We start from the raw sequence: 23417 nt of genomic DNA, 5'->3' as shown, positions 1-23417 counted from the left end.
TGCTCACCGGCACCTCCACCGACACGTACACCAACCTGTCCACGACGGCGTACCTGAACTGGTGCGAGCGCGTCGGGCAGGACCCCGTGTACGAGACGTACCCGGCCCACGACCCGTGCGCCGGAGCGGTCGCCGCCGACCGCCTGCTCGCCCGCCCGGACCGGCCCGACGCCGTCTACGGACTCTTCGACCCCAACGGCACCGACCTGCTGGCCGCAGCCCGCCGGTACGGACTGCGCGTACCCGACGACCTGCTCCTGGTGTGCTGCAGCGAGTCGTCCGTCTACGCCAACACCGAACCCCCCATCACCACCCTCTCCCTCAAGCCGCGCCGCATCGGCACCGCAGTGGTGCAACTCCTCATCGACGCCATCGAAGGCGTCGAATCGGACCAACCGGTCGAGCAGGTGATACCGACCGAACTCATCGTGCGGGCCTCCTCCCAGCGGCGGCAGCCGCGCGTCATGGTCAATCCACCTCGCTCCCCCGGTCCGGGATAGGTCACCGATCGGGGTAGATCACCGGTCCGGGACAGACCAGGCGGAGACGACACAGACGGGGAGAGTGGGAACACACGTAGCTGCCATGGCCTGCAGGGAAACCCCTGCCCAATTCGGGAGAAAACTTCGGTGAACCGGGGTACGAAGCCGATTCACCACCCCTGGGTCATCACACAGAACGAGCCGCATTCCTATGATGGGCGGACGACACCGCGGGCCGCTGCGACCAGGCAGTCCGATCCGGTGCAGATGCGGCGCAATGGTGGTGGAGGGGTCGATGACTCAGGGGGCCGGTCAGGGACCCGAGGTGCGGACGGCGACGCTGCGCGACTTCCGCGTACCCGCGTACGTCCATGAGACCGGTCCGTACGCGCACAGTGCCGCACCCACAGGGCAGAGCACCGGCGTGCCCGAGGACACCGCGGAGCCCGCGGGCTACACACCGACCCAGCGTGATCTCCCGGTCGTCGACCGCGGAGACACCCTCCATCTGCCGCTCGCACCAGAGCCCGCGCCCGACCCGGCAACCCCCGAAGGCCTCGGCCCCCTCTACGTCGTGGGCGACGTCCACGGCTACCTCGACCAGCTCGTCGAGGCGCTCCAGGAGAAGGGCCTCGTCGACGCCGAGGGCAACTGGTCCGCGGGCAACACGCGGCTGTGGTTCCTCGGCGACTTCACCGACCGAGGGCCCGACGGCGTCGGCGTCATCGACCTCGTGATGCGGCTCTCCGCCGAGGCAGCGGCCGCCGGCGGCTACTGCAAGGCCCTCATGGGCAACCACGAACTGCTGCTGCTCGGCGCCAAGCGCTTCGGCGACACGCCGGTCAACTCGGGAGCGGGAACCGCCACTTTCCAGGCCGCCTGGCTGCTCAACGGCGGCCAGAAGACCGACATGGAACGCCTCCAGGACCACCATCTGCAGTGGATGGCCCGCCTCGACGCGATGATGGAGGAGGACGGCTATCTCCTGGTGCACTCCGACACCACCGCCTACCTCGAGTACGGCGACTCCATCGAAGCGGTCAACGACACGGTCCGCGAAACCCTCACCCGCAACGACGCCGACGAATGCTGGGACCTCTTCCGCAAGTTCACCAAGCGCTTCGCCTTCCGCGACGACGAAGCAGGCCCCGGCGCCGTGCGTGAACTCCTCGACGCCTACGGCGGCACGCGCATCGTGCACGGCCACAGCCCCATCCCGTACCTCCTCGGCGAGGTCGGATCGGAGGAGGGCGAGAACGGCGCGGGGCCCGCGGTCGAGGGACCGCACATCTACGCCGGCGGTCTGGCCATCGCCATGGACGGGGGCGTGACCATGGCCGGAAAACTGCTGGTCTGCCAACTCCCCATGGATAAATGACCGTTCGCCGGGCAGGCGCCCACCGACGACGGCGGCTCTGGCCAGGGGCCCAATTTCCGGAAACCCCCTGTCACCACCGGCCGTGACCGCTCTACCATCGGTTTATCCGTAGCAGGCTCCCCTCCGTTTCTGCCACGGCTCGCAAGCCTGCGAGCTCCCAAGCCCTACGGAGCATCGGGGGATGCACATGAACAGCGCTCCGCAGCTGCTGAATGAGGACCGCCAGGAGTACGAGCGGGTCCTCGATGAGGCGTTGCGCTCCGCACCACACCGTCCTGATCTGGCCGCGACAGGCCGACAGCTCAACGCCGAGCAGTTGCGCACCATGGCGCTGAATGCCACGGCACTGATCACGGCAGCCGCCGCAACCGAGTATCAGCACTATGTGAAGGTCCGCGACGAACTCCGCGAACCCGCACGGCCCAGCACGGCCGTGGGCGACGGGGCCAGCCGCACGGAGCCCGGCTCGGGCGCCGTGGGGCTCGCCACCGCCATGGGCGAGGCCACCCAGGCCACCGAGGCCGCCGGCGCCGGCGTGACCGCCGTCGTCGCGGTGCTCACCCCGGTCCTCGCCGGCACCGCAGCCGCGATTTTCCTGCTCGTCGGCTACATCCTGAAGGCGCTCGAGCCCCAGGAGGCGTTCGCACACACCCTGCTGACCACCGGCTGGGTGTTCACCGCGATCACGGCCGCCGCCATCCTGGTCGCCGCGGTGGGCCTGCTGCTCACCGCCCTGCGCAACGCCTCCACGTCGCTCCAGGCCGATGAGTACTACGAGCACAGCGAGGCGGTGGACCAGGCCAGGGAAGCCTGGCACCAGGCACTCCTGGAGCGCGGCATAGTGCCGTTCCTCAGGGAGGCCCTGACCGACCCCGGCCAGGGCCTCGCCCCTGCACCGCCGAGCCGCCCCACACCGACCGCTCCGGCCGGCCGTATCCCTCACCTCGGGTACGACAGGCCCGGCTTCAGCAGCCCGGAGGGCGGACCCGCAGCCGGCCCGCGCCCGAGCTTCACAAGCCCGGACTTCACGAGCCCGGACTTCGGAGGCCCGGAGCACAGGCCGGAGTGAGCCGGGCCGCCTGGGCCTCTCGACGCACGAGTGAGAGGCCCGGGCGACCACCGCTCAGCCGGTCGGTCGCTCAGTCGGCGATCGGCAGATACACCCGGTTGCCCGCCGCCGCGAACTCCTTGGACTTCTCCTCCATGCCCGCCTCGATCTCGCTCTTCGTGGTGCCGTGTTCGCGGCGGATGTCCTGCGAGATCTTCATCGAACAGAATTTCGGGCCGCACATCGAGCAGAAGTGCGCGGTCTTCGCCGGCTCGGCCGGGAGCGTCTCGTCGTGGAACTCCCGTGCCGTGTCGGGGTCCAGGGCCAGGTTGAACTGGTCCTCCCAGCGGAACTCGAAGCGGGCGTCCGACAGCGCGTCGTCCCACTCCTGGGCGCCCGGGTGCCCCTTGGCGAGGTCGGCTGCGTGGGCGGCGATCTTGTAGGTGATGACGCCGGTCTTGACGTCGTCACGGTTGGGCAGGCCCAAGTGCTCCTTGGGCGTGACATAGCAGAGCATCGCCGTGCCCCACCAGGCGATCATCGCGGCACCGATGCCGGAGGTGATGTGGTCGTACGCCGGCGCGACGTCCGTCGTCAGCGGGCCGAGCGTATAGAACGGAGCTTCATCGCAGATCTCCTGCTGAAGGTCGATGTTCTCCTTGATCTTGTGCATCGGGACGTGTCCCGGGCCCTCGATCATGGTCTGCACGTCGAAACGCCTGGCGATCCGGTTGAGTTCCCCGAGCGTGCGCAACTCCGCGAACTGCGCCTCGTCGTTGGCGTCCGCGATCGAGCCCGGCCGCAGGCCATCACCGAGCGAGTAGGTCACGTCGTAGGCCGCGAGGATCTCGCAGAGCTCCTCGAAGTTCTCGTAGAGGAAGCTCTCCTTGTGGTGCGCGAGGCACCAGGCGGCCATGATCGATCCGCCGCGGGAGACGATGCCGGTCTTGCGGTTGGCCGTCAGCGGTACATAGGGCAGGCGCACGCCCGCGTGGACGGTCATGTAGTCCACGCCCTGCTCGGCCTGCTCGATGACCGTGTCCTTGTAGATCTCCCAGGTCAGTTCCTCGGCCTTGCCGTCGACCTTCTCGAGGGCCTGGTAGAGCGGCACAGTGCCGATCGGGACAGGGGAGTTGCGCAGTACCCACTCGCGGGTGGTGTGGATGTTACGGCCGGTGGAGAGGTCCATGACCGTGTCCGCACCCCAGCGGGTCGCCCAGGTCATCTTCTCCACCTCCTCCTCGATGGAGGAGGTCACGGCGGAGTTGCCGATGTTGGCGTTGACCTTCACCAGGAATCGCTTGCCGATGATCATCGGCTCGATCTCCGGGTGGTTGACGTTGGCGGGCAGCACCGCGCGGCCGGCGGCGATCTCCTCGCGTACGACCTCGGGGTCGACGTTCTCGCGGATCGCCACGAACTCCATCTCGGGCGTGATTTCGCCCCGTCGCGCGTACGCGAGTTGCGTCACGGCCTGCCCGGTGCGGCCCCTGCGCGGCTGGCGCGGACGCCCGGGGAAGACGGCGTCCAGGTTGCGCAGTCCGCCGCGGGGCGATGTGTGCTTGATGCCGTCGTCCTCGGGGCGGACGGGGCGGCCCGCGTACTCCTCGGTGTCTCCGCGGGCGGTGATCCAGTTCTCACGGACGGGCGGCAGGCCCCTGCGGACGTCGGTGGTGGTGGAGGGATCGGTGTACGGTCCGGACGTGTCGTACAGCGTGACGGACTGCCCGTTGGTGAGATGCACCTGACGGACCGGCACGCGCAGGTCGGGGCGCGAACCCTCGACGTACGCCTTGTGCCAGCCGATGGACTTCCCGGCCTCCCCAGTGCTGGAGTTCTGCGTGGAGGCAGGCGTGCGTGCGTCCTTGTTGGTCATGAGACCTACTCCCTACGCCGGCATTACCCGGTAACAGGTTCGGCGGTCGACGCAGCGGCTTCCGTCTGCCGATGTTTCATGTGAAACATCGCTACGACGAAGGTCAGCGTCCTCTCAGCCCGGTGCTCCGAGCTCCCGCGATTGCAAAAGTGCCTCCACGCTAGCGTCATATCTTGCGAGCTGAACAGAGGCCCCCTGTCGTTCTTGCGATGATCTGCGCGTGAGCCCCATGCAGCAGCGCCCGCAGCCGCCCTCCGAACCGCCGCGTGGACAGGGCCGGCCCAGACCTTCGTACGAGGGTGGTCCGCCAGCGCCTCGGTACGGGGACGGCCCACCCGGACCGGAGAACGGGCACGTGCACGATGGGCACGGGCACGGGGTGGGCAACGGCAACGACCATGGTGCCGGCCCCGGACATGGTGCAGGCGGGCATGGTCACTCGCACGCCCACGGGCCGGCCGCGCCCGTCTCGAAGCATCTGCGCAAGGTGATCGCCGCGGTGCTGATCCCCTTCGCGGCCGCGGTCGTCGTAGGTCTCGTCGTGCTCTGGCCGGGCGGCGCGCCGCCGCACGAGCGCACCGGAGTCGGTTTCGACCGGCAGACCGAGCAGGCCAGGGTCGTCAAGGTCGAGAAGGTGGACTGCAAGTCCGTGAACGCATCGGGGGACACCCCGACGGGCGACACATCGACCGCCGAGGGCTCTTCCGCCGAGCAGCAGGCGAACGGGATCTGCGGAAAGGCGACGGTCGAGGTCACGACCGGCAAGAACAAGGGCCGTACGTTCACGGAGATCGTGCAGCCGGACGCACCGCGGCAGCTGCACCAGGGACAGGAAGTGGTGGTCGCGTACGCGCCTGACGCGCCCAAGGAGCTGCAGTACTCGGTCACCGACGTGAACCGCAGGTTCCCCGTGGCGCTGCTCGCCGGAATCTTCGCGCTCGCCGTGGTCGTGGTGGGGCGGATGCGCGGTCTCATGGCGCTGGTCGCGCTCGCGATCAGTTTCATGGTGCTCACGCTGTTCATCCTGCCCGCGGTTCTGCAGGGCTCGAATCCGCTGGTCGTCGCGGTGGTCGGAGCGAGCGCCATCATGCTGATCGCGCTCTATCTCTGCCATGGGCTCTCGGCCCGTACGTCGGTCGCGGTGCTGGGCACGCTGTTCTCGCTGCTGCTGATCGGCCTGCTGGGCGCACTGTTCATCGACTGGGCCTCGCTGACCGGCAACACGGACGACAGCACCGGCCTGATCCACGGCCTGTACCCGAAGATCGACATGAGCGGTCTGCTGCTTGCGGGCGTCATCATCGGTTCGCTCGGCGTGCTCGACGACGTGACGGTGACGCAGACCTCGGCGGTGTGGGAGCTGCACGAGGCCGACCCGACCGTGGGCTGGCGGAAGCTCTACAGGGCAGGGCTCAGGATCGGCCGCGACCACATCGCATCGGTCGTGAACACGCTGGTCCTGGCGTACGCGGGCGCGGCCCTGCCGCTGCTGCTGCTCTTCTCGATCGCCCAGAGCAGCGTGGGCGCGGTGGCCAACAGCGAGCTGGTGGCGGAGGAGATCGTACGGACCCTGGTGGGCTCGATCGGTCTCGTCGCCTCGGTGCCGCTCACCACTGCCCTGGCCGCGCTGGTGGTCTCTGCCGACAGGCCGGGTCCGGGTTCGGGGCAGAACCCGGAAGCGACGGGGGCGGCGGGTGCCCGGTCGGCAACGGGCACCCGGCCGCCGACGCCGCGCGGCGGACGGGGGCGGCGCCGCAAGCGCTGACGCCGGAACGACGCGCCCTGTCCATGGCAGACGAAGCGTTACGGCAACTGCAGGTGCACGTGCCGTTTCGTTCCGTCAGCCGGCGCTCTGTTCCTCCGCGAGGATCCGGTCCAGCGTCTCGTCGAGACTGGCGTCGAAGTCGGCGAGGGCACGTTCCTGCCCAAGCGGCACAAGCTTGTCGGTGCGGTCGAGGAAGGCCACCAGGGGTGCGACCCCGGCCCTGAACATCGCCTGGTCCGAACTCACCTGAAGCGTGATGAGCACCTCGTCGAACATCTTGTCCCCGGTGGGAGAGATGCGCACATCGCCGTCGCCGCACGGCGCGACCACTCCATCGACCAGCAGCTCCCGCCCGAACGCCCAGGTCACGGGAGCATCGCCGGGCAGATGGAAAGTCAACCGCACGGCATAGGGATCGCGGGTCTCATAACTCAGCTCCACCGGGATACGGAAGGAGAGCTCCTCGGAAACGAGGAAGCTCATCATGACCTCAGCCTGTACGGACTCGCGCATCGCCGCCCCGTCAAATTCGCCGTCGTCTGGCCAGGGATGGGCCCCTGGCACGCATCTGGAATCTTGCTCAACGTACACAACAGATCACAAGGAGTGATTTTTCAGATCCTGATAGAGACCGAGCGTCCCCGACAGCCGGCCTATCTCGGTCTGCAAGCGCCGGGTCACCGGCAGCAGCCGTTCCTCCTGATGGGCCGGGACGGAGACCGCGATCGCGGCGGCCGTGGTGCCGAACGTGAGGGGAATCGCGGCGCACACGGCCCCGAGGGCGTACTCCTGCCGTTCGATGACCGGCTGCATCCGCCGCATCGTCTCGAGCCGACGCAGGAAGGTTCTTTCATCACGGACCGAGTACGGGGTGATCGACTGCACCGGATAGCGGTCCAGATGGTCCCGGCGCCCTTCGTCGTCCAGTTGGGACAGCAGGCACTGGCCGATCGCATGGGTGTGCGCGGTCTCGCGGAAATCCGCCCATTCCGGCACGGCGGGGGCGGCCGGACTGTCCGCCACGGCCAGGACGTCGATCTCGCCGTCCCGGTAGACCGCGTAGTACACGGGCACGCCGAGGGAGTCGCACCAGTGCGCGAGTGCGTCCCCCATACTGCTGCGACGTTTCTGCTGAGCACCCTTGCTGCTCAGCCGCTCGGTGGCCTCGCCGAGGACGAACCGGCCGTCCTCCCGGTGGAGATAACCCTCATGCGTCAGCGTGCGCAGCAGGTGGTACGCGGTGGGGAGCGCCAGCCCGGTCTCGCGGGCCAACTGTTTGGCGGGCGCGCCGTGGTCGTGCGCGGCGACGGCCTCGAGCAGGCGTATGGCCCGCTGGACCGATCCGATGAGGGTCGGCGCCTGGGCATCGCTCGAACGAGGACCGGGCTGGGTCGGGAGGCAGTTGGGAGGTTTGTCAGCGGGTGTGGTGTCAACCTTGGCCAAGGGTCGCTCCCGAAGCGGTGGGTTCCGCCCGTGCCGGGGGACACGGGGAAGGGGCTGAGAGCCCGCTCGCGGGGGCCACCCCGCGTCGGATTACCGGACTCTAGCCCTTGGGCGCCGACCGCCGGCTGCCTCGCCGGGAAACTTCCCCCTGCCGAGGGAACCACGCTGGAATTCGCACCCTGCCACGTTGATTTCGGGTCACCCTGGGACCACTCCGTCGTTACTACGCGATCCCTCAGTCGCTGATACGGCGGCCGTCGGGCCGGTGCTACGGCTCCACCGGCCGCCCGCTGCGCGGCCTACCAGTCGCTGTTGCGCGAGGACGAGGACGACATGAACTTGCGTACGACGTAGACGAGTCCACCGACGAGCGCCACGAACAACAGCACCTTGAAGAGCAGACCGATCACGAAGCCGACAATGCTCGCAATCATCCCGCCGAACACCACCAGGGCGATGACCGGCACCGCGATCCACTTCACCCACCAGGGCATACCCGCGAAGATCTCCCGCACTGCCATCGTCCTTACCTCTTTCCGCACACGCCTTGGTCCGTGCTATCGATGCTAGGGGCGCGGTGGGGGGCTGTGGGGGCCCCGGGCCCCCTGTCCTTCCCTGATCGATCCCCTAGGGAACCCCGAGACCGAGACGTATTCCCCAGGAGGAGCGCCGGAGCGGTCACCGAAGCGGCCCCCGGGCGGCTCAGGCCTCCGGCGGGGAGAAGACCACGAGAACGCGCAGGTCCTCCGAGATGTGATGGAACTTGTGCGCGACTCCGGCCGGCACATAGACGACGCTGCCCCGCGCGACCTGCGTGGTCTCCATGCCGACGGTGATCGCCGCGCGACCGCTGACGACGAAGTACACCTCGTCCTGGTTGTGCGGCTGCTGGGGATCGTGCTCGCCGGCGTTGAGCGCATACAGGCCGACCGACATGTTCCGCTCCCGCAGGAACTGCAGATACGCACCGTCATTGGCGGCACGCTCCGCCTCCAGTTCGTCCAACCGGAATGCCTTCATCGCTTCGTTGCCCCTTGGCCGTATTCGTGATCCGCTCAGGTCTGCCACGATCAGACACATGAAGAATTTCGTAGTCAAGACGCTCGCCAACGCCGGGGCTCTGGCCGTGGCCGTATGGCTGCTCGACAAGATCACCCTGACCGGTGACAACACCGGCAGCAAGGTGCTGACGCTGATCATCGTGGCTCTGCTCTTCGGCCTGGTGAACTTCCTGGTCAAGCCGATCGTGAAGGTGCTCACCTTCCCGCTGTTCATCCTGACGCTCGGCCTGATAACGCTCGTGGTCAACGCGCTGATGCTGCTGCTGACCTCCTGGCTGGCCGGCAAGCTCGACGTGAGCTTCCATGTCGAGGGGTTCTGGACCGCCGTGCTGGGCGGCCTGATCATTTCGATCGTGTCCTGGGCCCTGAACGTCGTGCTCCCGGACGAGGACTGAGCGCTTTCGATGTCTTCCCTCCCTGCCCGCTCGTCGGCGCCCTCCGTGCCGTATCGCGTGTGCTTCGTCTGCACCGGCAACATCTGCCGCTCGCCCATGGCCCAGTCCGTCTTCAGGGAGCGTGTCCGTGAGGCCGGTCTGGACGATCTCATCGAGGTCGACAGCGCGGGCACGGGGGCATGGCACGAAGGCGACTGCGCCGACCCCCGCACCGTCTCCGTCCTCGAGGCGAACGGATACGCGAGCGCACACGTGGCCCGGGAATTCCAGGCCTCCTGGTTCTCCCGGCTCGACCTGGTGATCGCCCTTGACTCCGGTCACCTGCGGGCCCTGCGCCACCTGGCGCCGACCCCGGCGGACGCGGAGAAGGTCCGGCTGCTGCGTTCCTTCGACCCCTCCGCGGCCGGCGATCTGGACGTGCCCGATCCTTATTACGGGGGCCTGGACGGGTTCGAGGAGTGCCTGGACATGGTGGAGGCGGCGAGCGAAGGTCTGCTCGCCGCCGTGCGCAAGGCAGTGGAAGGACAGGCGGCATGACGAACACCCCGCAGAAGGCGGACACCCCCCGGGAGCCGGACGGTACGGACAAGGCATCCGCGGCCGGCGACGGCACGCGCGCGGTGCGGGCCGGCCTGCCGGAGCCCGTGAAGTACGAGCCGAGCCTGCCGGGGCCGGTGTTCGCGGCGCACTTCCATCTGCCCGGCGATCCCACGGGTCCGTACACCTACGCCCGCGACGAGAACCCGACCTGGACACATCTGGAGCGGGCCATCGGCGAGCTCGAGGCGCCGGGGCAGGACGTGGAGACGCTCGTCTTCGCGTCCGGCATGGCCGCGATCTCGGCCGTCCTCTTCTCGCAGCTGCGCGCCGGCGACGCCGTGGTCCTGCCGAGCGACGGCTACCAGGTCCTGCCGCTGGTGCGCGAGCAGCTGAACGCGTACGGCATCGAGGTGCGCACCGCGCCGACCGGCGGCGATGCCCAGCTCGACGTCCTGGACGGGGCGCGACTGCTGTGGATCGAGACGCCGTCGAACCCGGGGCTCGACGTGTGCGACGTGCGGCGGCTCGTCGAGGCGGCACACGCGCGTGGCGCGCTGGTCGCCGTCGACAACACCCTCGCCACCCCGCTCGGCCAGCGCCCGCTGGAACTCGGTGCCGACTTCACCGTGGCGAGCGGCACCAAGCAGCTCACCGGGCACGGCGACATCCTGCTGGGGTACGTCGCATGCCGCGACGCCGATCTTGCGGCGTCGGTGCGGCGCTGGCGCAAGATCGTCGGGGCCATCCTGGGCCCGATGGAGGCCTGGCTCGCCCATCGCGCCATCGCCACGCTCCAGCTGCGGGCCGACCGCCAGAACGCGAACGCGCTGGCGGTCGCCGAGGCGCTGCGCGACCGGGAAGAGGTGACCGGGCTGCGCTACCCGGGTCTGCCGGACGACCCCTCGCACAAGATCGCTTCTCAGCAGATGCGCCGTTTCGGGTGCGTGGTCTCGTTCACGCTGCCCACGCGCGCGCGTGCCGATCGTTTTCTGGACGCGCTCCGGCTCGTCGACGATGCAACGAGCTTCGGCGGTGTGCGTTCCACGGCCGAGCGGCGCGGCCGGTGGGGCGGCGACGCGGTTCCGGAAGGATTCATCCGCTTCTCGGCCGGCGCCGAGGACACCGATGATCTGGTGTCGGATGTGCTGCGCGCACTCGACGAGTCGGCGGACTGACGGCTTCCGGAACGCCCCGCCGCGGGTCCCGTGCGCCCGCGGCTGAGGCCGTACACACAGCGGACGGTCCGAGCCTCCCCCCTCGTGGCTCGGACCGTCCCGGTTCTGCGCGCGAAGAACCGCAGAAACAAGGCTAGTTGACTCTCTGTCAGTGTCCAATCACTGTAGCGACAGAGACCTATCGACTTATTTATAGTTGGGCGCGGCTGGGGGCTTTGGGAGGGGAGGAGCTACCGATGGATCTGGCCCTGCTGCGCACTTTTGTGACCGTGCACCGGGCTGGTTCCTTCACCAGGGCCGCCGCACTGCTCGGTCTCTCGCAGCCTGCGGTCACCTCCCAGATCCGTACGCTGGAGCGGCAGCTGGGCCGCCCGCTCTTTCTGCGTCAGGCGCGTGGCGTCACTCCCACGACGATCGGCGACGAGCTGGCGCACAAGGCCGCCCCGCATCTCGACGCGCTGGTGGAGATCGCCGAAGCCGGGCTCGACGAGGACTCCTCCCTACGCACCCTGCATCTCGCGGGCCCCCCGGAGTTCACCGCTGAGCGTGCTCTGCCGGCCCTTGCCGCACTGACCCGCGAGGACGGCCAGGCCTTCGCCCTGCGTGCCTCGTTCGGCAATGCCGAGGAGACGCTCGAAGGCCTGGCCGCCGGGCATCACGATCTGGCCATTACGACCGCCCGTCCGCGGGGTGCTCTGCTCACCGCGACTCCACTCTGCGACGAAGAGCACGTCCTCGTCGCCGCTCCCCGCTGGGCCGCCCAGATCAGTTCCGGCAAGCTGCACCGCAATGATCCACCGGCCCTGGAGAACCTGCCGGTGGTGGAGGTGCACGAGTCGCTGCCGCTCGTGGCGCGGTACTGGGCCGCCGTCTTCGACTGCCGTCCGGCGATCTCCGGCACGGTCATCGTTCCCGATCTACGCGCCGTGCTGGCCTGCACTGTCGCGGGTGCCGGGCTGGCCGTGCTGCCTCGCTATCTGTGCGCCCCGGCCCTGGAACGCGGAGACATCGTCGCGCCCCTGGAGCCGACGGTGCCGCCGCTGCGGACGTATTTCCTGGCGGTGCGCACCGGCACACTCGCCATGCCGCATATCGCGCGAGCGCACGAATGGCTACTGCACGCTGCCGCCGACTGGGCGTAGTCGCGGAACCAGCGGGTCCGCCAGGACGCGCGAGGACGTACCAGGGGCATTCGCGAGGTTTCACGTGGAACCGACGGGGCCACATTTCTCCCATGACCGTCCGACCCGTGGTCAAGCGCACCGCACGTGCCGTCCTGCTGGACGGCGAAGACCTGATCCTGATCAAGCGGACCAAGCCTGGCGTCGACCCCTACTGGGTCACCCCCGGTGGTGGGGTCGAGCCCGAGGACGAGACCGTCGTCGACGCGCTCCATCGCGAAGTGCACGAGGAACTCGGCGCCAAGATCGTCGATGTGGTGCCCTGCTTTGTGGACACCGTGGAGCACATCGGCGAGGACGGTGGCGCGACCGGCGTGAAAGTGCAGCACTTCTTCGTCTGCCGACTGGAATCCATGGACGAGGCCCATCGGCACGGCCCGGAGGTGGAGGACCCGTGCGGCGAGTACGAGATCGTCCGTGTGCCCTTCACCCGTGTCGGCATCGCATCCGTGCATCTGGTCCCGCTGTCGCTGCGGCACTATCTCGACGGCAACATCGAAGGCGTACGCGCCATGCATGCGCCTGATCTGGGCTGATGCCTGGAGCCACCTGGGCTGATGACTTCGGCTGGCCCGTTGTCTTCGACCGGGCTGACGTCTGGAGCCGAGCGGATCAGTCGCCGGCCGTGACGAGCTCCTCGATGGCGTCGTGGCGGATCCGGTCCGAAGGAATGCCGATGTCCCTCAGGGCGTCCACGCCACGGCGGATCATGCCGGGAGGTCCCGACAGATAGGCGTCGTACTCGTTCCACGGGCCGTATGCGCGTATGGCGTCGGGCAGTTGGAGATGCGCCTGCTGATCGACGATCGGCCGCACCTCCAGCCAGGGGTGGGACTGCTGCAGCCGCAGCATCGTGTCGATGTCGTACAGGTCGTGATCGGTACGCGCGCCGTAGAAGACCTCGACCGGGCGCCGCTCACCGTGTTCGGCGACATCTTCTATGAGCGCCTTGATGGGCGCGATGCCGGTGCCTCCGCCGAGGCAGAGAAGGCCGGTGTCGGTGCCGTGGTCGACGGTCATCGACCCTGCCGGCGGGCCGAGCCGGATCACATCGCCCGGACGGGCGCGGTGGACCAGAGCGTTGGAGACCCAGCCGGCCGGCACCGCCTTGACATGGAAGGACAGCAGGCCGTCGGGACGCGGCGCGCAAGCGAACGAGTAGTGACGCCATACCCGCGGCCACCACGGCGTCTCCAGGCTGGTGTACTGACCGGCCAGGAACGGGTACGGCTGGTCCGGGCGGACCGTGACGACAGCGATGTCGGATGTCCTGAGCTCGTGCGAGACGACCTCCGCGTACCACCAGGCGGGAGACCGCAACTCGTCCTCCGCTGCGGCATCGATCATGACCTGGGAGATCGTCGTGTACGTACGGACCCAGGCAGCCTCGGTCTCGTCGTCCCAGGTGGTCGTGGCATATCGGGTCAGCGCCGCGATGAGGCACTCTCCGACAGCCGGATAGTGCTCGGGCCGGGTGCCGTACTTGCGGTGCCCGCGGCCGAGGTTCTGCAGATAGGCGACGAGGACGTCGGTGTTGTCGATGTGCTCCGCGGCGGTCAGCAGCGCCTTGAGGAGGCGGTCGCGCTGAGTGTCCATGGAGGCGGGGAACAAGGACCGCAGTTCGGGGTGGCGGACGAAGAGCAGTGCGTAGAAGTAGGAGGTCACCTTGTCCGCGACAGGGCCGACCTCGCCCATGGTGCGCCGGACGAGAACGGCGTCCGGCGATGCACCGTCCGATACGTGGTGGCGAGCGGGGTCGGGGTCGTGGGTGGGCACGTGGGGAGACGCGTGGGCGGGAGTGGGGGCCGGCGCGGCAGCGGTCGCTTCGGCGGCACGCGGCTCAGCATGTGCCGGGTGAGGAGCCGCTGATCCAACGGCAGGCTCCGGTCGGGTCAGAAGCGCCGTCTCGGCGGCCGTCGGTGCCGACGCGGAGGATGGTTCCGATGGGGGAACGGGCTCTGATACGGGCCTGCCGACAGGGCGTATGGGCGATATGCGACGGCCCTCGACCGCATCCGGCTCCTCGTCGGCGGGCCTCGCAGGCTTCTTGCGGGGCGTGAACCAGCCACCCCCGCCACCGCTGTTGTCGCCGGAAGTGCCGTTGTCGGCCGACTTCGTGGTCGGAGCGTCCATACTGTGCCTCGCCTCGAACATCTTTCGGTCGGTCTGCGCACTTCCCCTGTCGGAAGTTGCTTGATTCCCCCGCTGCACTTGCTCTTTTCTCTGCACCGCCCGGATGCAATGCGGTCCACATTGAACCTTGGGCCCCACCCTCCAAGGACAAGTAGGGCGAGATTGTGACATTGGCCGCAGCCTTGTGACGGCAGCATCCCACAATGCGCCACAAGGCCCGCCATGTAACGGAAAGTACGAGTCTTCGATCTCTCCGTCCCATTAGGCTGCGGTGGCTCGCGCTCGACCTCGCTGGTTACCTAGGCGCACGAGGGCCGAACCGGACTCGACCATACCGGCAGACGCCCTACACACAAGTCCCTCGTTCCTTCACAAGGAATTCAGAGGACTCACAGCGAAATGCAGCCAATTGGCGACAGCCACACGAATACGCAGGTCACGTCAGGGATTACGAGGCTCGTACGCGCCCTGTCCCCCCGCTGTCAGACCGTCGCCCATCGCCCCTCGCCCGACACCACGTTTCACGTGAAACCGAGCAGACCGCCAGATAGTCCACCTGACGTGGCCGAAGGTGCACGCAGCGACCCGCAAACCGGTGGACATCACTGCCCGCATCGGCAAGCCTGACCTGCGTGTCGACGCCCTCCCTCAGCACCCTGCCGATTCGTCAGCTCACCCCGCGAGATCTCAAGTCCTGCGCCGATCTGTCCCAGGACCGAGGCTGGCCACGCGAAGAACACAAGTGGCGGCTTCTCCTGACGGCCGGTACCGGCTATGGCATCGACGATCCTGAGGGCGGCCTTGTCAGCGCCTGTGTCGTGACCGAATACGGTCCGCGTGCCCGCCCAGATCTGGCGGCGGTCGGCATGGTGCTGGTCGCGGAGCGGCACTCCCGTAAAGGCGTCGGCCGCCGGCTGATGCAGCATGTCATCGCCCGAGCCGGCGCAACCCCGCTCACGCTGCACGCGACATCTGCCGGCCGGCCTCTCTACGAGGAGCTGGGATTCAAGTCTCTGGGACAGGCACAGATGGTTCAGGGCCGCTTCCAACCCGGCGGTCCCCCACCCACTGTCGCCACCCGGCCCGCCGTCGCCGAGGATCTGCCCGGCATTCTTCGGCTCGACGGCGAGGTGTTCGGCACCGACCGCACCCACGTGATCACGCGGCTGCCCGCATTCGCCGACCAGCTGAGGGTTGCGGAGCAGGACGGCGAGATCGTCGGCTACGCGGCCGTCTGGCCCAACATGGCGACCCATGTGGTCGGCCCGCTGATCGCCCGCGACACGGAGACAGCCAAGGCGCTCGTGACCTCGCTCGCCGCCGGCACGGACCGCCTCCTGCGCACAGACATCGACGTACGCCATGAAGAGCTGCTCGCGTGGATCAAGGAGCGAGGAGTGGAGTCTCAGGGGCCCAACTCCGTGATGACGTATGGCATTCCTGATCTGCCCGGCGACTGGACGCGGCGCTTCGCGCCCCTGACGGTGGCCGCTGGATGACACAGGCAGTGAGGCCCGGTCCCCCTGGGACCGGGCCTCACTGTGTCTGTGACAGGAGCTGTGCAGCCCCTGATCAGCGGTGTACGGGGCTGGTGTGCTCGGCAGGCGTCACGACACCCGCGACAACGCGGCTGGGCTGGTCGGTACGGCGCTCCAGCGTCGCGGACAGGACGGCCAGGATGAGCGCTGCGAACGCCAGTAGCGCGCCCACCCAGTTGGGTGCGGTGTAGCCGAGGCCGGCATCGATGACGAGACCGCCGAGCCAAGCAGCCAGCGCATTGCCGAGGTTGAAGGCACCGATGTTCACCGCCGAGGCCAGGGTGGGCGCCCCGTGCGCCTGGTCCAGAACCCGCTTCTGCAGCGGGGGCACGGTGGCGAAGCCCAGAGCGCCGACCAGTGCGATGGTGACGGCCGCAAGGACCTTGGTGTGGGCCGTGACGGTGAACAGGGCGAGGACCACCGCGAGCGCCCCCAGGGCTGCGTACAGCATGGGCATCAGCGCGCGGTCGGCGTACTTGCCGCCCACGAGGTTGCCGACGACCATGCCGAGGCCGAACAGGACCAGCAACCAGGTGACGGAGCCGTCGGCGAAGCCGGCGACACGGGTCATCATCGGCGCGATGTAGGTGATCGCGGCGAAGACACCACCGAAGCCGAGGACGGTCATCGCCATGGCGAGGAGCACCTGGACGTTGCGGAAGGCGGCAAGTTCGTGGCGCAGGTGGACGCCTTCCGGCTTCGGCACGTTCGGAACGAGCTTGGCGACGCCCGCCAGACCGATGACGCCAAGGGCGGCGACGAGTACGAAGGTGATCCGCCACCCGAGGCTCTGGCCTATGAGGGTGCCGAGGGGGACGCCGACGACGTTGGCGACGGTAAGACCGGTGAACACCATGGCGATGGCGCCGGCCTTCTTCGCCGGGGCCACCAGGTCCGCGGCGACCACGGAGCCGATGCCGAAGAAGGCTCCGTGGGCCAGGGAAGCAACCACCCGGCCCGCGAGCATCACACCGAAAGCGGGAGCCAGCGCGGACAACAGGTTCCCGGCGATGAAGAGGCCCATGAGCAGCATCAACATGCGCTTGCGGGTGATCTTGGTGCCGAGCACCGTCATGAGCGGAGCTCCGAACATGACGCCTAGTGCATAGCCGGTCACGAGAAAGCCGGCGGTGGGGATGGACACGCCGAAGTCATCCGCAACCTCGGGGAGCAACCCCATGATCACGAATTCCGTGGTTCCGATGCCGAAGGCCCCGATGGCAAGGGCCACAAGCGCGAGAGGCATGGATACACCTTCCAGAAGATTGCAGATGCGCTTAACGTGCGCCCACAATAATTGCAGGCGCTGGCTATCTGCAAGCGCGGACTATTGCATCCGTGCCATATCCTGGTCTCAGCCGCTCCGCGACGGAGGACCAAGAGCCATGACCGCTACCGATCCCGCACTCACCGCTCTCTCGCAGGGCTGGTGCGCCCTCTCGCTGCTCCACGGAAAGATCGAGGCGCACATCGAACGCGCCCTTCAGACCGAGCACGGCCTCAGCGTCAGGGAGTACTCACTGCTCAACACCCTCAGCCGTCAGCACGACGGCGAGGGCGGCCATCTGCAGATGAAGCAGGTCGCCGATGCCGTCGTACTCAGCCAGAGCGCCACCACGCGCCTGGTCACCCGGCTCGAGGACCGCGGCCTGCTCAAGCGCTACCTGTGCCCCACGGACCGACGCGGCATCTACACGGACGTCAGCGACGCCGGAGCCCGGCTCCTGACCGAAGCCCGTCCCACCAACGACGCCGCACTCCGTGAGGCTCTCGACCAAGCGGCAAAGAACCCGGAACTCACCCCGCTGGTCAAGGCCATGGAGTCGGCGGGCATGTCCGGCGAACTCTCACATGGGCGAGACGCATCATCGGATGCACCAGCCCGGCAAGTGACCGCGTCCGCATAGAGACAGGGATACTTCTACGCTGCCGTTCATGGCAGATCTTGAGATAAGGACCGCGACCGCCGAGGACATCCCAGCCATCGTGGGCATGTTGGCCGACGACCCTCTGGGCGCTCAGCGGGAGTCGCCGGATGATCTCCAGCCCTACGCGACCGCGTTCGCCCGGCTGGCCGGCGACCCGAACCAGCACCTGGTCGTCGCCGTGCGTCATGGGCGGGTGGTCGGAACGCTTCAGCTCACGATCATCCCGGGACTGTCCCGGAGGGGCTCCACCCGCTCGATCATCGAAGGCGTACGGATCCATGCCGACGAACGCGGAAGCGGTCTCGGTAGCCGCTTCATCGAGTGGGCGGTCGAGGAATCCAGGCGCCAGGGCTGCCAGTTGGTGCAACTGACCTCGGACGCCACCCGCACGGACGCCCACCGCTTCTACGAGCGGCTCGGCTTCACCGCCTCACACGTCGGCTTCAAACTCCAACTCTGAGAGCAAGTGCGGCTCGGGCGCAGGAAGAATCGGACGCGGGAAGCTGTCTGTTTCACGTGAAACGGGCAGCTTTCCGCGGTCTCTCCCCACGGAGGCCCTCACCGGTGCATCGATTACCGCGGCAGCCCTCGCCAGCCCTCCGGGTCCACTCCGCCGGGCACTGAAGCGCCCTCCTCGTACGGCTCGCGCGTAAAGACGAACGACCCGAGGTCCAGGTGGCTCACCGATCCGTCCGGCCACCGCACGGCCTGCAGGAGCTCCCCCGCGTAATAACCCTCCAGACCTGTCCAGGTGCCGTCCCCGTTCGCCCGGAACCGGGAACGGCGGCCCGCCCCCGACAAGGGACCGAACTCAAGGTCCCCGCCGGTTGTCAGTCGCAACACTGCGGCCTGCGTTCCCCAGTACCAGGGGCCGGCCAACTCCAGGAGGGCAGCGTCGACTTCAGGCAGCGGGCGCCACGACTCCGGAATGCGCGGCTCGGCCTCGGCCACGATCCGTACGAGATCACCGGCGACCGTCGTGACGAGCGGCCCCGATGTGGAGTTGGCGAGTACGACCGCCGCCAGGTCGTCGTCCACGCTGATGGCGAGACCGGCAAGGAAGCCGGGCAGGGAGCCGGAGTGCCCCACCAGCGTCCGTCCGTCCCGGTGCTGGATCTGCATGCCGAGGCCGTAGGCACGGCCCTCCGCGACTTCGGCGGCCTCGGAGGGAGCCGTGGGCGTACGCATCTCCAGAACGGAGTCCGCGCACAGCACCCGCTCATCGCCCTTGGTCAGAAAGACCGCGAAGCGCGCCAGGTCCCCGGTGGTCGACCAGAGCTGCCCGGCCGGCGCCATGCGCCCCAGGTCCTCGGCAGGTTCGGGCATCATCACGTCGGCCCATGGGTGCACCGCCCAGCCGCCCGCGTGCGGGGCCGTCGGCTGACCGCTCGTCCGGTGGAGTCCGAGCGGCTCGAGGACCTCCCGGCGCAGCACCTCCTCCCACGGCGCTCCCCGCACCTCCTCCACCAGCGAACCGAGCAGCGTATAGCCGGGGTTGGAGTAGTGGTGGCGACGGCCGGACGGGTGCCTGAAGGGCTGCTCGCCGAGTACGTCCGAGAGCTCGGGCCTCAGGGAGCCAGGGGTGCGCTCCCACCAGGGGCCTGGGGTCTCGGCGGCCAACCCGCCCGTGTGCGCGAGCAGTTCGCGGACCGTGACATGCCCTGCGCCCGTGCCCGGCAGATGCTTCTCCAGGGGGTCACCGAGATCGAGCACGCCCTCGTCACGCAACCGCATGACCAGCACGGCGGTGAACGTCTTGGTGATCGAACCGATGCGGTACTGGACGGTGTCGTCCGGGGCGTGACCGTCCACACAGGAGCGGGCCCCGCTCCACACCATCCCGTCGCCCCGGACGACCGCTGCCACCAGCGAGGGCGTCCTCCCCTCAGCCTGAGCAGTGGCAATGCGGTGCAGCAGGGCGCGACGCGTGGCCGGCAGAAGTTCTCCATGGGGTGTTGTCATGATCCCCAGTCCACCCGGGCCACCCACGACACGTCGAGCGATTTCGCGAGGAGCCTCCGCGGGCGCGTCGCTGGAGGAGCGGAACGGATCAGGTCTGCGCCATGTCCACAAACCGCGAGTAGTGGCCCTGGAAAGCCACCGTGATCGTCGCTGTCGGGCCGTTACGGTGCTTCGCCACGATCAGGTCGGCCTCGCCCGCGCGGGGCGACTCCTTCTCGTAGGCGTCCTCGCGGTGGAGCAGGATGACCATGTCGGCGTCCTGCTCGATGGAGCCGGACTCACGCAGGTCCGAGACCATCGGCTTCTTGTCGGTGCGCTGTTCGGGACCACGGTTCAGCTGGGAGAGCGCGATGACCGGGATCTCGAGCTCCTTGGCCAGCAGCTTGAGGTTTCGGGACATGTCCGAGACCTCCTGCTGACGGCTCTCGGCTCGCTTCGAGCCCCCGGACTGCATCAGCTGGAGATAGTCGATGACGACGAGCTTCAGGTCATTGCGCTGCTTGAGACGGCGGCACTTGGCGCGGATCTCCATCATCGACAGGTTCGGCGAGTCGTCGATGTAGAGCGGCGCGGCCGACACATCCGGCATCCGGCGCGCCAGCCGGGTCCAGTCCTCGTCCGTCATCGTGCCCGACCGCATGTGGTGCAGCGCCACCCGAGCCTCCGCGGACAGCAGACGCATCGCGATCTCGTTCCGTCCCATTTCCAGGGAGAAGATCACGCTGGGCAGATTGTGCTTGATCGAGGCGGCGCGCGCGAAGTCCAGAGCGAGGGTCGACTTTCCCATGGCGGGCCGGGCGGCGATGACGATCATCTGGCCCGGGTGCAGGCCGTTCGTCAGGGAGTCGAAGTCGGTGAATCCCGTCGGCACACCGGTCATCTCGCCGCTGCGCGAACCGATCGCCTCGATCTCGTCGAGGGCGCCTTCCATGATGTCGCCGAGCGGGAGGTAGTCCTCGCTCGTGCGCTGCTCGGTGACCGCGTAGATCTCGGCCTGGGCGCTGTTGACGATCTCGTCGACGTCGCCGTCGGCCGCGTATCCCATCTGGGTGATGCGCGTGCCCGCCTCCACGAGGCGGCGCAGGACCGCGCGCTCGTGCACGATCTCCGCGTAGTACTCGGCGTTAGCAGCGGTCGGGACAGTCTGGACGAGGGTGTGCAGATAGGGAGCGCCGCCGACCTTGGTGATCTCGCCGCGCTTGGTGAGTTCCGCAGCCACCGTGATGGGGTCGGCGGGCTCGCCCTTCGCATACAGGTCGAGGATCGCCTGATAGATCGTCTCGTGGGCAGGACGGTAGAAGTCGTGGCCCTTGAGCACCTCGATGACATCGGCGATGGCGTCCTTCGACAGCAGCATGCCGCCGAGGACCGACTGCTCGGCATCGAGATCCTGCGGCGGAACGCGCTCGAACGAGGAACCGCCGCCGTCCCAGGAACCGCCCTCACGGCCGCGGTCATGCTGCTCGTCGCGACTGCGGCCGCCTTCGCGGCGCGGACGGGAGACAGGCAGACGGTCCCCTGGCCCGCTGTCGGCCCAGGGCTCGTCCAAGGGCTCGGAAATACTCACCGGGCCACCTCCTGCCGTGCTCCACGCGGACATGCCGCGCCTCTTTTTCTACGGCACGGCACTGACAAAACGAGAGGCCCTGATCCGCTTCTGACGGGTCGGTGTCCGCGAGGTTCACGAGGCCGTGGAACGGGTTGGGCGCCGCACCACGGTAGGCCCCTCGGCACCGTCAGCCAATCTGGTTATCCACAGGCCCTGTGGACGAGGGCTCCGATGCTGTGGAGAACCTCGCCAAACCTGTGCACGACCCGGTGGACAGCCCTGTGAACAAGCCCTCAGCCTCGCCAGAAGAACGCTCTTGACCTGCACTTTTCCCGTCCACCGGCTGTGCAGAAGAAAAACTTCCCCCATCGGCCCAAGATCTCTGCGACCGGCACATGACCGAGCGTCAAGCCGACCCCTAGGTAAGGGACACAATACCTTTGCGTCACTTACCTGTGGACGATTAGATTGGTGCCCATGACACAGGCTTCCGCGGCGACCAGGGTCGCTCGACGCCGGCACGACCGAGAGATCATCGCGCTGGCCGTCCCGGCCTTCGGTGCACTCGTCGCCGAGCCCCTCTTCGTGCTGGCCGACAGTGCGATCGTCGGTCATCTCGGCACCGCCCAGCTGGCCGGTCTCGGCGTCGCCTCAGCCCTGCTGATGACGGCGGTGAGCGTATTCGTCTTCCTCGCCTACGCCACCACAGCCGCCGTCGCGCGCAGGGTCGGCGCCGGAGATCTGCAGGCAGCCATCCGCCAGGGCATGGACGGCATCTGGCTGGCCCTGCTGCTCGGCGCCGCTGTCATCGCCGTCGTCCTGCCCACGGCCCCGGCCCTCGTGGAGATCTTCGGCGCCTCCGACACCGCCGCTCCCCACGCAACCACCTATCTGCGGATCTCCGCGCTTGGCATCCCGGCCATGCTCGTGGTGCTCGCGGCCACCGGCGTGCTGCGCGGTCTGCAGGACACGAGGACTCCTCTTTATGTGGCCGTTGCGGGTTTCGTCGCCAACGCAGGCCTCAACGCGGGCCTCGTCTACGGCGCCGGGCTCGGCATCGCCGGCTCCGCATGGGGCACCGTCATCGCCCAGTGCGGCATGGCCGCCGCGTATCTCTTCGTCGTCGTCCGTGGCGCCAGACGGCACGGCGCGTCACTGAGACCGGATGCCGCCGGTATCCGGGCCTGCGCCCAGGCGGGCGCTCCGCTGCTGGTCCGCACGCTCTCGCTGCGGGCCATTCTCATGATCGCCACCGCGGTGGCTGCCCGCCTCGGCGATGCGGACGTGGCCGCCCACCAGATCATTCTGTCCTTGTGGAGTCTGCTGGCCTTCGCGCTCGACGCGATCGCCATCGCGGGTCAGGCCATCATCGGACGCTACCTCGGCGCCGGTGACGCCCAGGGAGCACGCGAGGCCTGCCGCAGGATGGTGCAGTGGGGCATCGCCGCCGGGATCGTGCTCGGACTGCTGGTGATCGTTTCCAGGCCACTGCTCATCCCGCTCTTCACCGGTGACTCGGTCGTCCAGACTGCGGCGCTGCCCGCCCTTGTCGTGGTGGCCGTGTCCCAGCCGATCTCGGGCATCGTCTTCGTCCTCGACGGAGTACTGATGGGCGCAGGGGACGGGCCGTATCTGGCGTGGGCCATGCTGGTCACCCTGGCGGCCTTCACACCGGTGGCCCTGCTCGTACCCGTCTTCGGAGGGGGACTCACCGCGCTGTGGGGCGCCATGACGCTGATGATGACCGTGCGGATGCTGACCCTGTGGCTGCGCTCCCGCTCGGGGCGGTGGATCGTCACAGGGGCCACGCGGTGATACCGCGCCGCCGACAGGGCGCTCCGCGCGACGCGCCCCATCCCGAGCACGACGTTTCACGTGAAACATGTGAAACGGCATGCAGCCGCCGCATGTTGCGCGCCCCACATCAGAACGTGACGCAATGAGAAGGGCCGCACCCTCGTGG

22 protein-coding genes are annotated in these 23417 nt (G+C 68.3%); 13 read left to right on the top strand and 9 right to left on the bottom strand.

Annotated elements, in window-relative coordinates; translation table 11 throughout:
- From ACWD4J_RS18135 to ACWD4J_RS18125, 3 genes are all read left to right on the top strand, one after another.
- Positions 1–500 (top strand): substrate-binding domain-containing protein (locus tag ACWD4J_RS18135; protein WP_451396363.1); only part of this gene is annotated, 500 nt, incomplete at its 5' end.
- A 277-nt stretch (positions 501–777) separates the two neighbouring features.
- Positions 778–1860 carry a metallophosphoesterase gene (locus ACWD4J_RS18130; protein ID WP_451396362.1) on the top strand — a complete coding sequence of 361 codons (1083 nt, stop codon included), beginning with the start codon at positions 778–780 and terminating at the stop codon, positions 1858–1860.
- Between the two features lie 181 nt (positions 1861–2041).
- Positions 2042–2929: a hypothetical protein gene (locus tag ACWD4J_RS18125; protein WP_451396361.1), complete on the top strand. Its 888-nt coding sequence runs from the start codon at positions 2042–2044 to the stop codon at positions 2927–2929.
- A gap of 70 nt (positions 2930–2999) precedes the next feature.
- On the opposite strand, the gene thiC is transcribed toward ACWD4J_RS18125, so the two are convergent.
- Positions 3000–4784 (bottom strand): phosphomethylpyrimidine synthase ThiC, encoded by a 1785-nt coding sequence (gene thiC, locus ACWD4J_RS18120; RefSeq protein ID WP_451396360.1) that lies wholly within the window; start codon positions 4782–4784, stop codon positions 3000–3002.
- 229 nt (positions 4785–5013) lie between these two features.
- Between thiC and ACWD4J_RS18115 the strand changes: the two genes are divergently transcribed.
- Positions 5014–6549: a YibE/F family protein gene (locus ACWD4J_RS18115; RefSeq protein WP_451396380.1), complete on the top strand. Its 1536-nt coding sequence runs from the start codon at positions 5014–5016 to the stop codon at positions 6547–6549.
- A gap of 75 nt (positions 6550–6624) precedes the next feature.
- Here ACWD4J_RS18115 and ACWD4J_RS18110 read toward each other — a convergent pair whose 3' ends face one another.
- The 4 genes from ACWD4J_RS18110 to ACWD4J_RS18095 all read right to left on the bottom strand — a co-directional run bounded on the left by ACWD4J_RS18110 (position 6625) and on the right by ACWD4J_RS18095 (position 9012).
- Positions 6625–7062 carry an SsgA family sporulation/cell division regulator gene (locus tag ACWD4J_RS18110; protein WP_451396359.1) on the bottom strand — a complete coding sequence of 146 codons (438 nt, stop codon included), beginning with the start codon at positions 7060–7062 and terminating at the stop codon, positions 6625–6627.
- An 84-nt stretch (positions 7063–7146) separates the two neighbouring features.
- Positions 7147–7992 (bottom strand): IclR family transcriptional regulator, encoded by an 846-nt coding sequence (locus tag ACWD4J_RS18105; protein WP_451396358.1) that lies wholly within the window; start codon positions 7990–7992, stop codon positions 7147–7149.
- A gap of 299 nt (positions 7993–8291) precedes the next feature.
- Positions 8292–8507 carry a DUF5326 family protein gene (locus ACWD4J_RS18100; RefSeq protein ID WP_451396379.1) on the bottom strand — a complete coding sequence of 72 codons (216 nt, stop codon included), beginning with the start codon at positions 8505–8507 and terminating at the stop codon, positions 8292–8294.
- Positions 8508–8694: 187 nt separating this feature from the next.
- On the bottom strand, positions 8695–9012 hold the full coding sequence (locus ACWD4J_RS18095; protein ID WP_451396357.1) for a cupin domain-containing protein: 318 nt from the start codon (positions 9010–9012) through the stop codon (positions 8695–8697).
- Between the two features lie 58 nt (positions 9013–9070).
- Here ACWD4J_RS18095 and ACWD4J_RS18090 point away from each other — a divergent pair, with 58 nt between their 5' ends.
- The 5 genes from ACWD4J_RS18090 (at position 9071) to ACWD4J_RS18070 (ending at position 12880) form a co-directional block, all read left to right on the top strand.
- Entirely contained in the window at positions 9071–9448 is a 378-nt protein-coding gene (locus tag ACWD4J_RS18090) for a phage holin family protein (RefSeq protein ID WP_451396356.1), read from the top strand.
- 45 nt (positions 9449–9493) lie between these two features.
- Complete coding sequence (locus ACWD4J_RS18085) at positions 9494–9985, top strand: low molecular weight protein-tyrosine-phosphatase (RefSeq protein WP_451396378.1); 492 nt, start codon at positions 9494–9496, stop codon at positions 9983–9985.
- A complete protein-coding gene (locus ACWD4J_RS18080; RefSeq protein WP_451396355.1) occupies positions 9982–11163 on the top strand; it encodes a cystathionine gamma-lyase in 1182 nt (393 codons plus the stop codon). Before ACWD4J_RS18085 ends, ACWD4J_RS18080 begins: the two co-directional genes overlap by 4 nt.
- Positions 11164–11399: 236 nt before the next feature.
- Positions 11400–12305: a LysR family transcriptional regulator gene (locus ACWD4J_RS18075; protein ID WP_451396354.1), complete on the top strand. Its 906-nt coding sequence runs from the start codon at positions 11400–11402 to the stop codon at positions 12303–12305.
- Between the two features lie 92 nt (positions 12306–12397).
- Positions 12398–12880: an NUDIX domain-containing protein gene (locus ACWD4J_RS18070; protein WP_451396353.1), complete on the top strand. Its 483-nt coding sequence runs from the start codon at positions 12398–12400 to the stop codon at positions 12878–12880.
- 76 nt (positions 12881–12956) lie between these two features.
- Here the strand turns inward: ACWD4J_RS18070 and ACWD4J_RS18065 are convergent, their stop codons facing one another.
- A complete protein-coding gene (locus ACWD4J_RS18065) occupies positions 12957–14477 on the bottom strand; it encodes a globin domain-containing protein (protein ID WP_451396352.1) in 1521 nt (506 codons plus the stop codon).
- Between the two features lie 632 nt (positions 14478–15109).
- Between ACWD4J_RS18065 and ACWD4J_RS18060 the strand changes: the two genes are divergently transcribed.
- A complete protein-coding gene (locus ACWD4J_RS18060; protein WP_451396351.1) occupies positions 15110–15976 on the top strand; it encodes a GNAT family N-acetyltransferase in 867 nt (288 codons plus the stop codon).
- Positions 15977–16049: 73 nt separating this feature from the next.
- On the opposite strand, the gene ACWD4J_RS18055 is transcribed toward ACWD4J_RS18060, so the two are convergent.
- A complete protein-coding gene (locus tag ACWD4J_RS18055) occupies positions 16050–17261 on the bottom strand; it encodes an MFS transporter (protein WP_451396350.1) in 1212 nt (403 codons plus the stop codon).
- 139 nt (positions 17262–17400) lie between these two features.
- Between ACWD4J_RS18055 and ACWD4J_RS18050 the strand changes: the two genes are divergently transcribed.
- Both ACWD4J_RS18050 and ACWD4J_RS18045 read left to right on the top strand, forming a co-directional pair.
- On the top strand, positions 17401–17922 hold the full coding sequence (locus tag ACWD4J_RS18050) for a MarR family winged helix-turn-helix transcriptional regulator (protein ID WP_451396349.1): 522 nt from the start codon (positions 17401–17403) through the stop codon (positions 17920–17922).
- 28 nt (positions 17923–17950) lie between these two features.
- Positions 17951–18403: an N-acetyltransferase family protein gene (locus ACWD4J_RS18045; RefSeq protein ID WP_451396348.1), complete on the top strand. Its 453-nt coding sequence runs from the start codon at positions 17951–17953 to the stop codon at positions 18401–18403.
- Between the two features lie 113 nt (positions 18404–18516).
- On the opposite strand, the gene ACWD4J_RS18040 is transcribed toward ACWD4J_RS18045, so the two are convergent.
- Together ACWD4J_RS18040 and dnaB are read right to left on the bottom strand one after the other, a co-directional pair.
- Entirely contained in the window at positions 18517–19905 is a 1389-nt protein-coding gene (locus tag ACWD4J_RS18040; protein ID WP_451396347.1) for a serine hydrolase domain-containing protein, read from the bottom strand.
- Positions 19906–19993: 88 nt separating this feature from the next.
- Complete coding sequence (gene dnaB / locus ACWD4J_RS18035) at positions 19994–21472, bottom strand: replicative DNA helicase (RefSeq protein ID WP_451396346.1); 1479 nt, start codon at positions 21470–21472, stop codon at positions 19994–19996.
- 459 nt (positions 21473–21931) lie between these two features.
- Here dnaB and ACWD4J_RS18030 point away from each other — a divergent pair, with 459 nt between their 5' ends.
- Positions 21932–23269: an MATE family efflux transporter gene (locus ACWD4J_RS18030; protein WP_451396345.1), complete on the top strand. Its 1338-nt coding sequence runs from the start codon at positions 21932–21934 to the stop codon at positions 23267–23269.
- The last annotated feature ends 148 nt before the right edge of the window (positions 23270–23417 follow it).

The sequence above is a fragment of the Streptomyces sp. NPDC002577 genome (assembly GCF_053594815.1).
This window is presented reverse-complemented; position numbering and strand designations above follow the sequence as displayed.

Bases quoted from the DNA above. Each gene is read 5' to 3' on its own strand.
- ACWD4J_RS18110 (WP_451396359.1), bottom strand. From the start codon at position 7,062: ATGCGCGAGTCCGTACAGGCTGAGGTCATGATGAGCTTCCTCGTTTCC.
- ACWD4J_RS18090 (WP_451396356.1), top strand. From the start codon at position 9,071: ATGAAGAATTTCGTAGTCAAGACGCTCGCCAACGCCGGGGCTCTGGCC.
- ACWD4J_RS18045 (WP_451396348.1), top strand. From the start codon at position 17,951: ATGGCAGATCTTGAGATAAGGACCGCGACCGCCGAGGACATCCCAGCC.
- ACWD4J_RS18115 (WP_451396380.1), top strand. From the start codon at position 5,014: ATGCAGCAGCGCCCGCAGCCGCCCTCCGAACCGCCGCGTGGACAGGGC.
- ACWD4J_RS18065 (WP_451396352.1), bottom strand. From the start codon at position 14,477: ATGGACGCTCCGACCACGAAGTCGGCCGACAACGGCACTTCCGGCGAC.
- ACWD4J_RS18125 (WP_451396361.1), top strand. From the start codon at position 2,042: ATGCACATGAACAGCGCTCCGCAGCTGCTGAATGAGGACCGCCAGGAG.
- ACWD4J_RS18130 (WP_451396362.1), top strand. From the start codon at position 778: ATGACTCAGGGGGCCGGTCAGGGACCCGAGGTGCGGACGGCGACGCTG.
- ACWD4J_RS18040 (WP_451396347.1), bottom strand. From the start codon at position 19,905: ATGACAACACCCCATGGAGAACTTCTGCCGGCCACGCGTCGCGCCCTG.
- ACWD4J_RS18070 (WP_451396353.1), top strand. From the start codon at position 12,398: ATGACCGTCCGACCCGTGGTCAAGCGCACCGCACGTGCCGTCCTGCTG.
- ACWD4J_RS18080 (WP_451396355.1), top strand. From the start codon at position 9,982: ATGACGAACACCCCGCAGAAGGCGGACACCCCCCGGGAGCCGGACGGT.
- ACWD4J_RS18095 (WP_451396357.1), bottom strand. From the start codon at position 9,012: ATGAAGGCATTCCGGTTGGACGAACTGGAGGCGGAGCGTGCCGCCAAT.
- ACWD4J_RS18030 (WP_451396345.1), top strand. From the start codon at position 21,932: ATGACACAGGCTTCCGCGGCGACCAGGGTCGCTCGACGCCGGCACGAC.
- ACWD4J_RS18055 (WP_451396350.1), bottom strand. From the start codon at position 17,261: ATGCCTCTCGCGCTTGTGGCCCTTGCCATCGGGGCCTTCGGCATCGGA.
- ACWD4J_RS18050 (WP_451396349.1), top strand. From the start codon at position 17,401: ATGACCGCTACCGATCCCGCACTCACCGCTCTCTCGCAGGGCTGGTGC.
- thiC (WP_451396360.1), bottom strand. From the start codon at position 4,784: ATGACCAACAAGGACGCACGCACGCCTGCCTCCACGCAGAACTCCAGC.
- ACWD4J_RS18075 (WP_451396354.1), top strand. From the start codon at position 11,400: ATGGATCTGGCCCTGCTGCGCACTTTTGTGACCGTGCACCGGGCTGGT.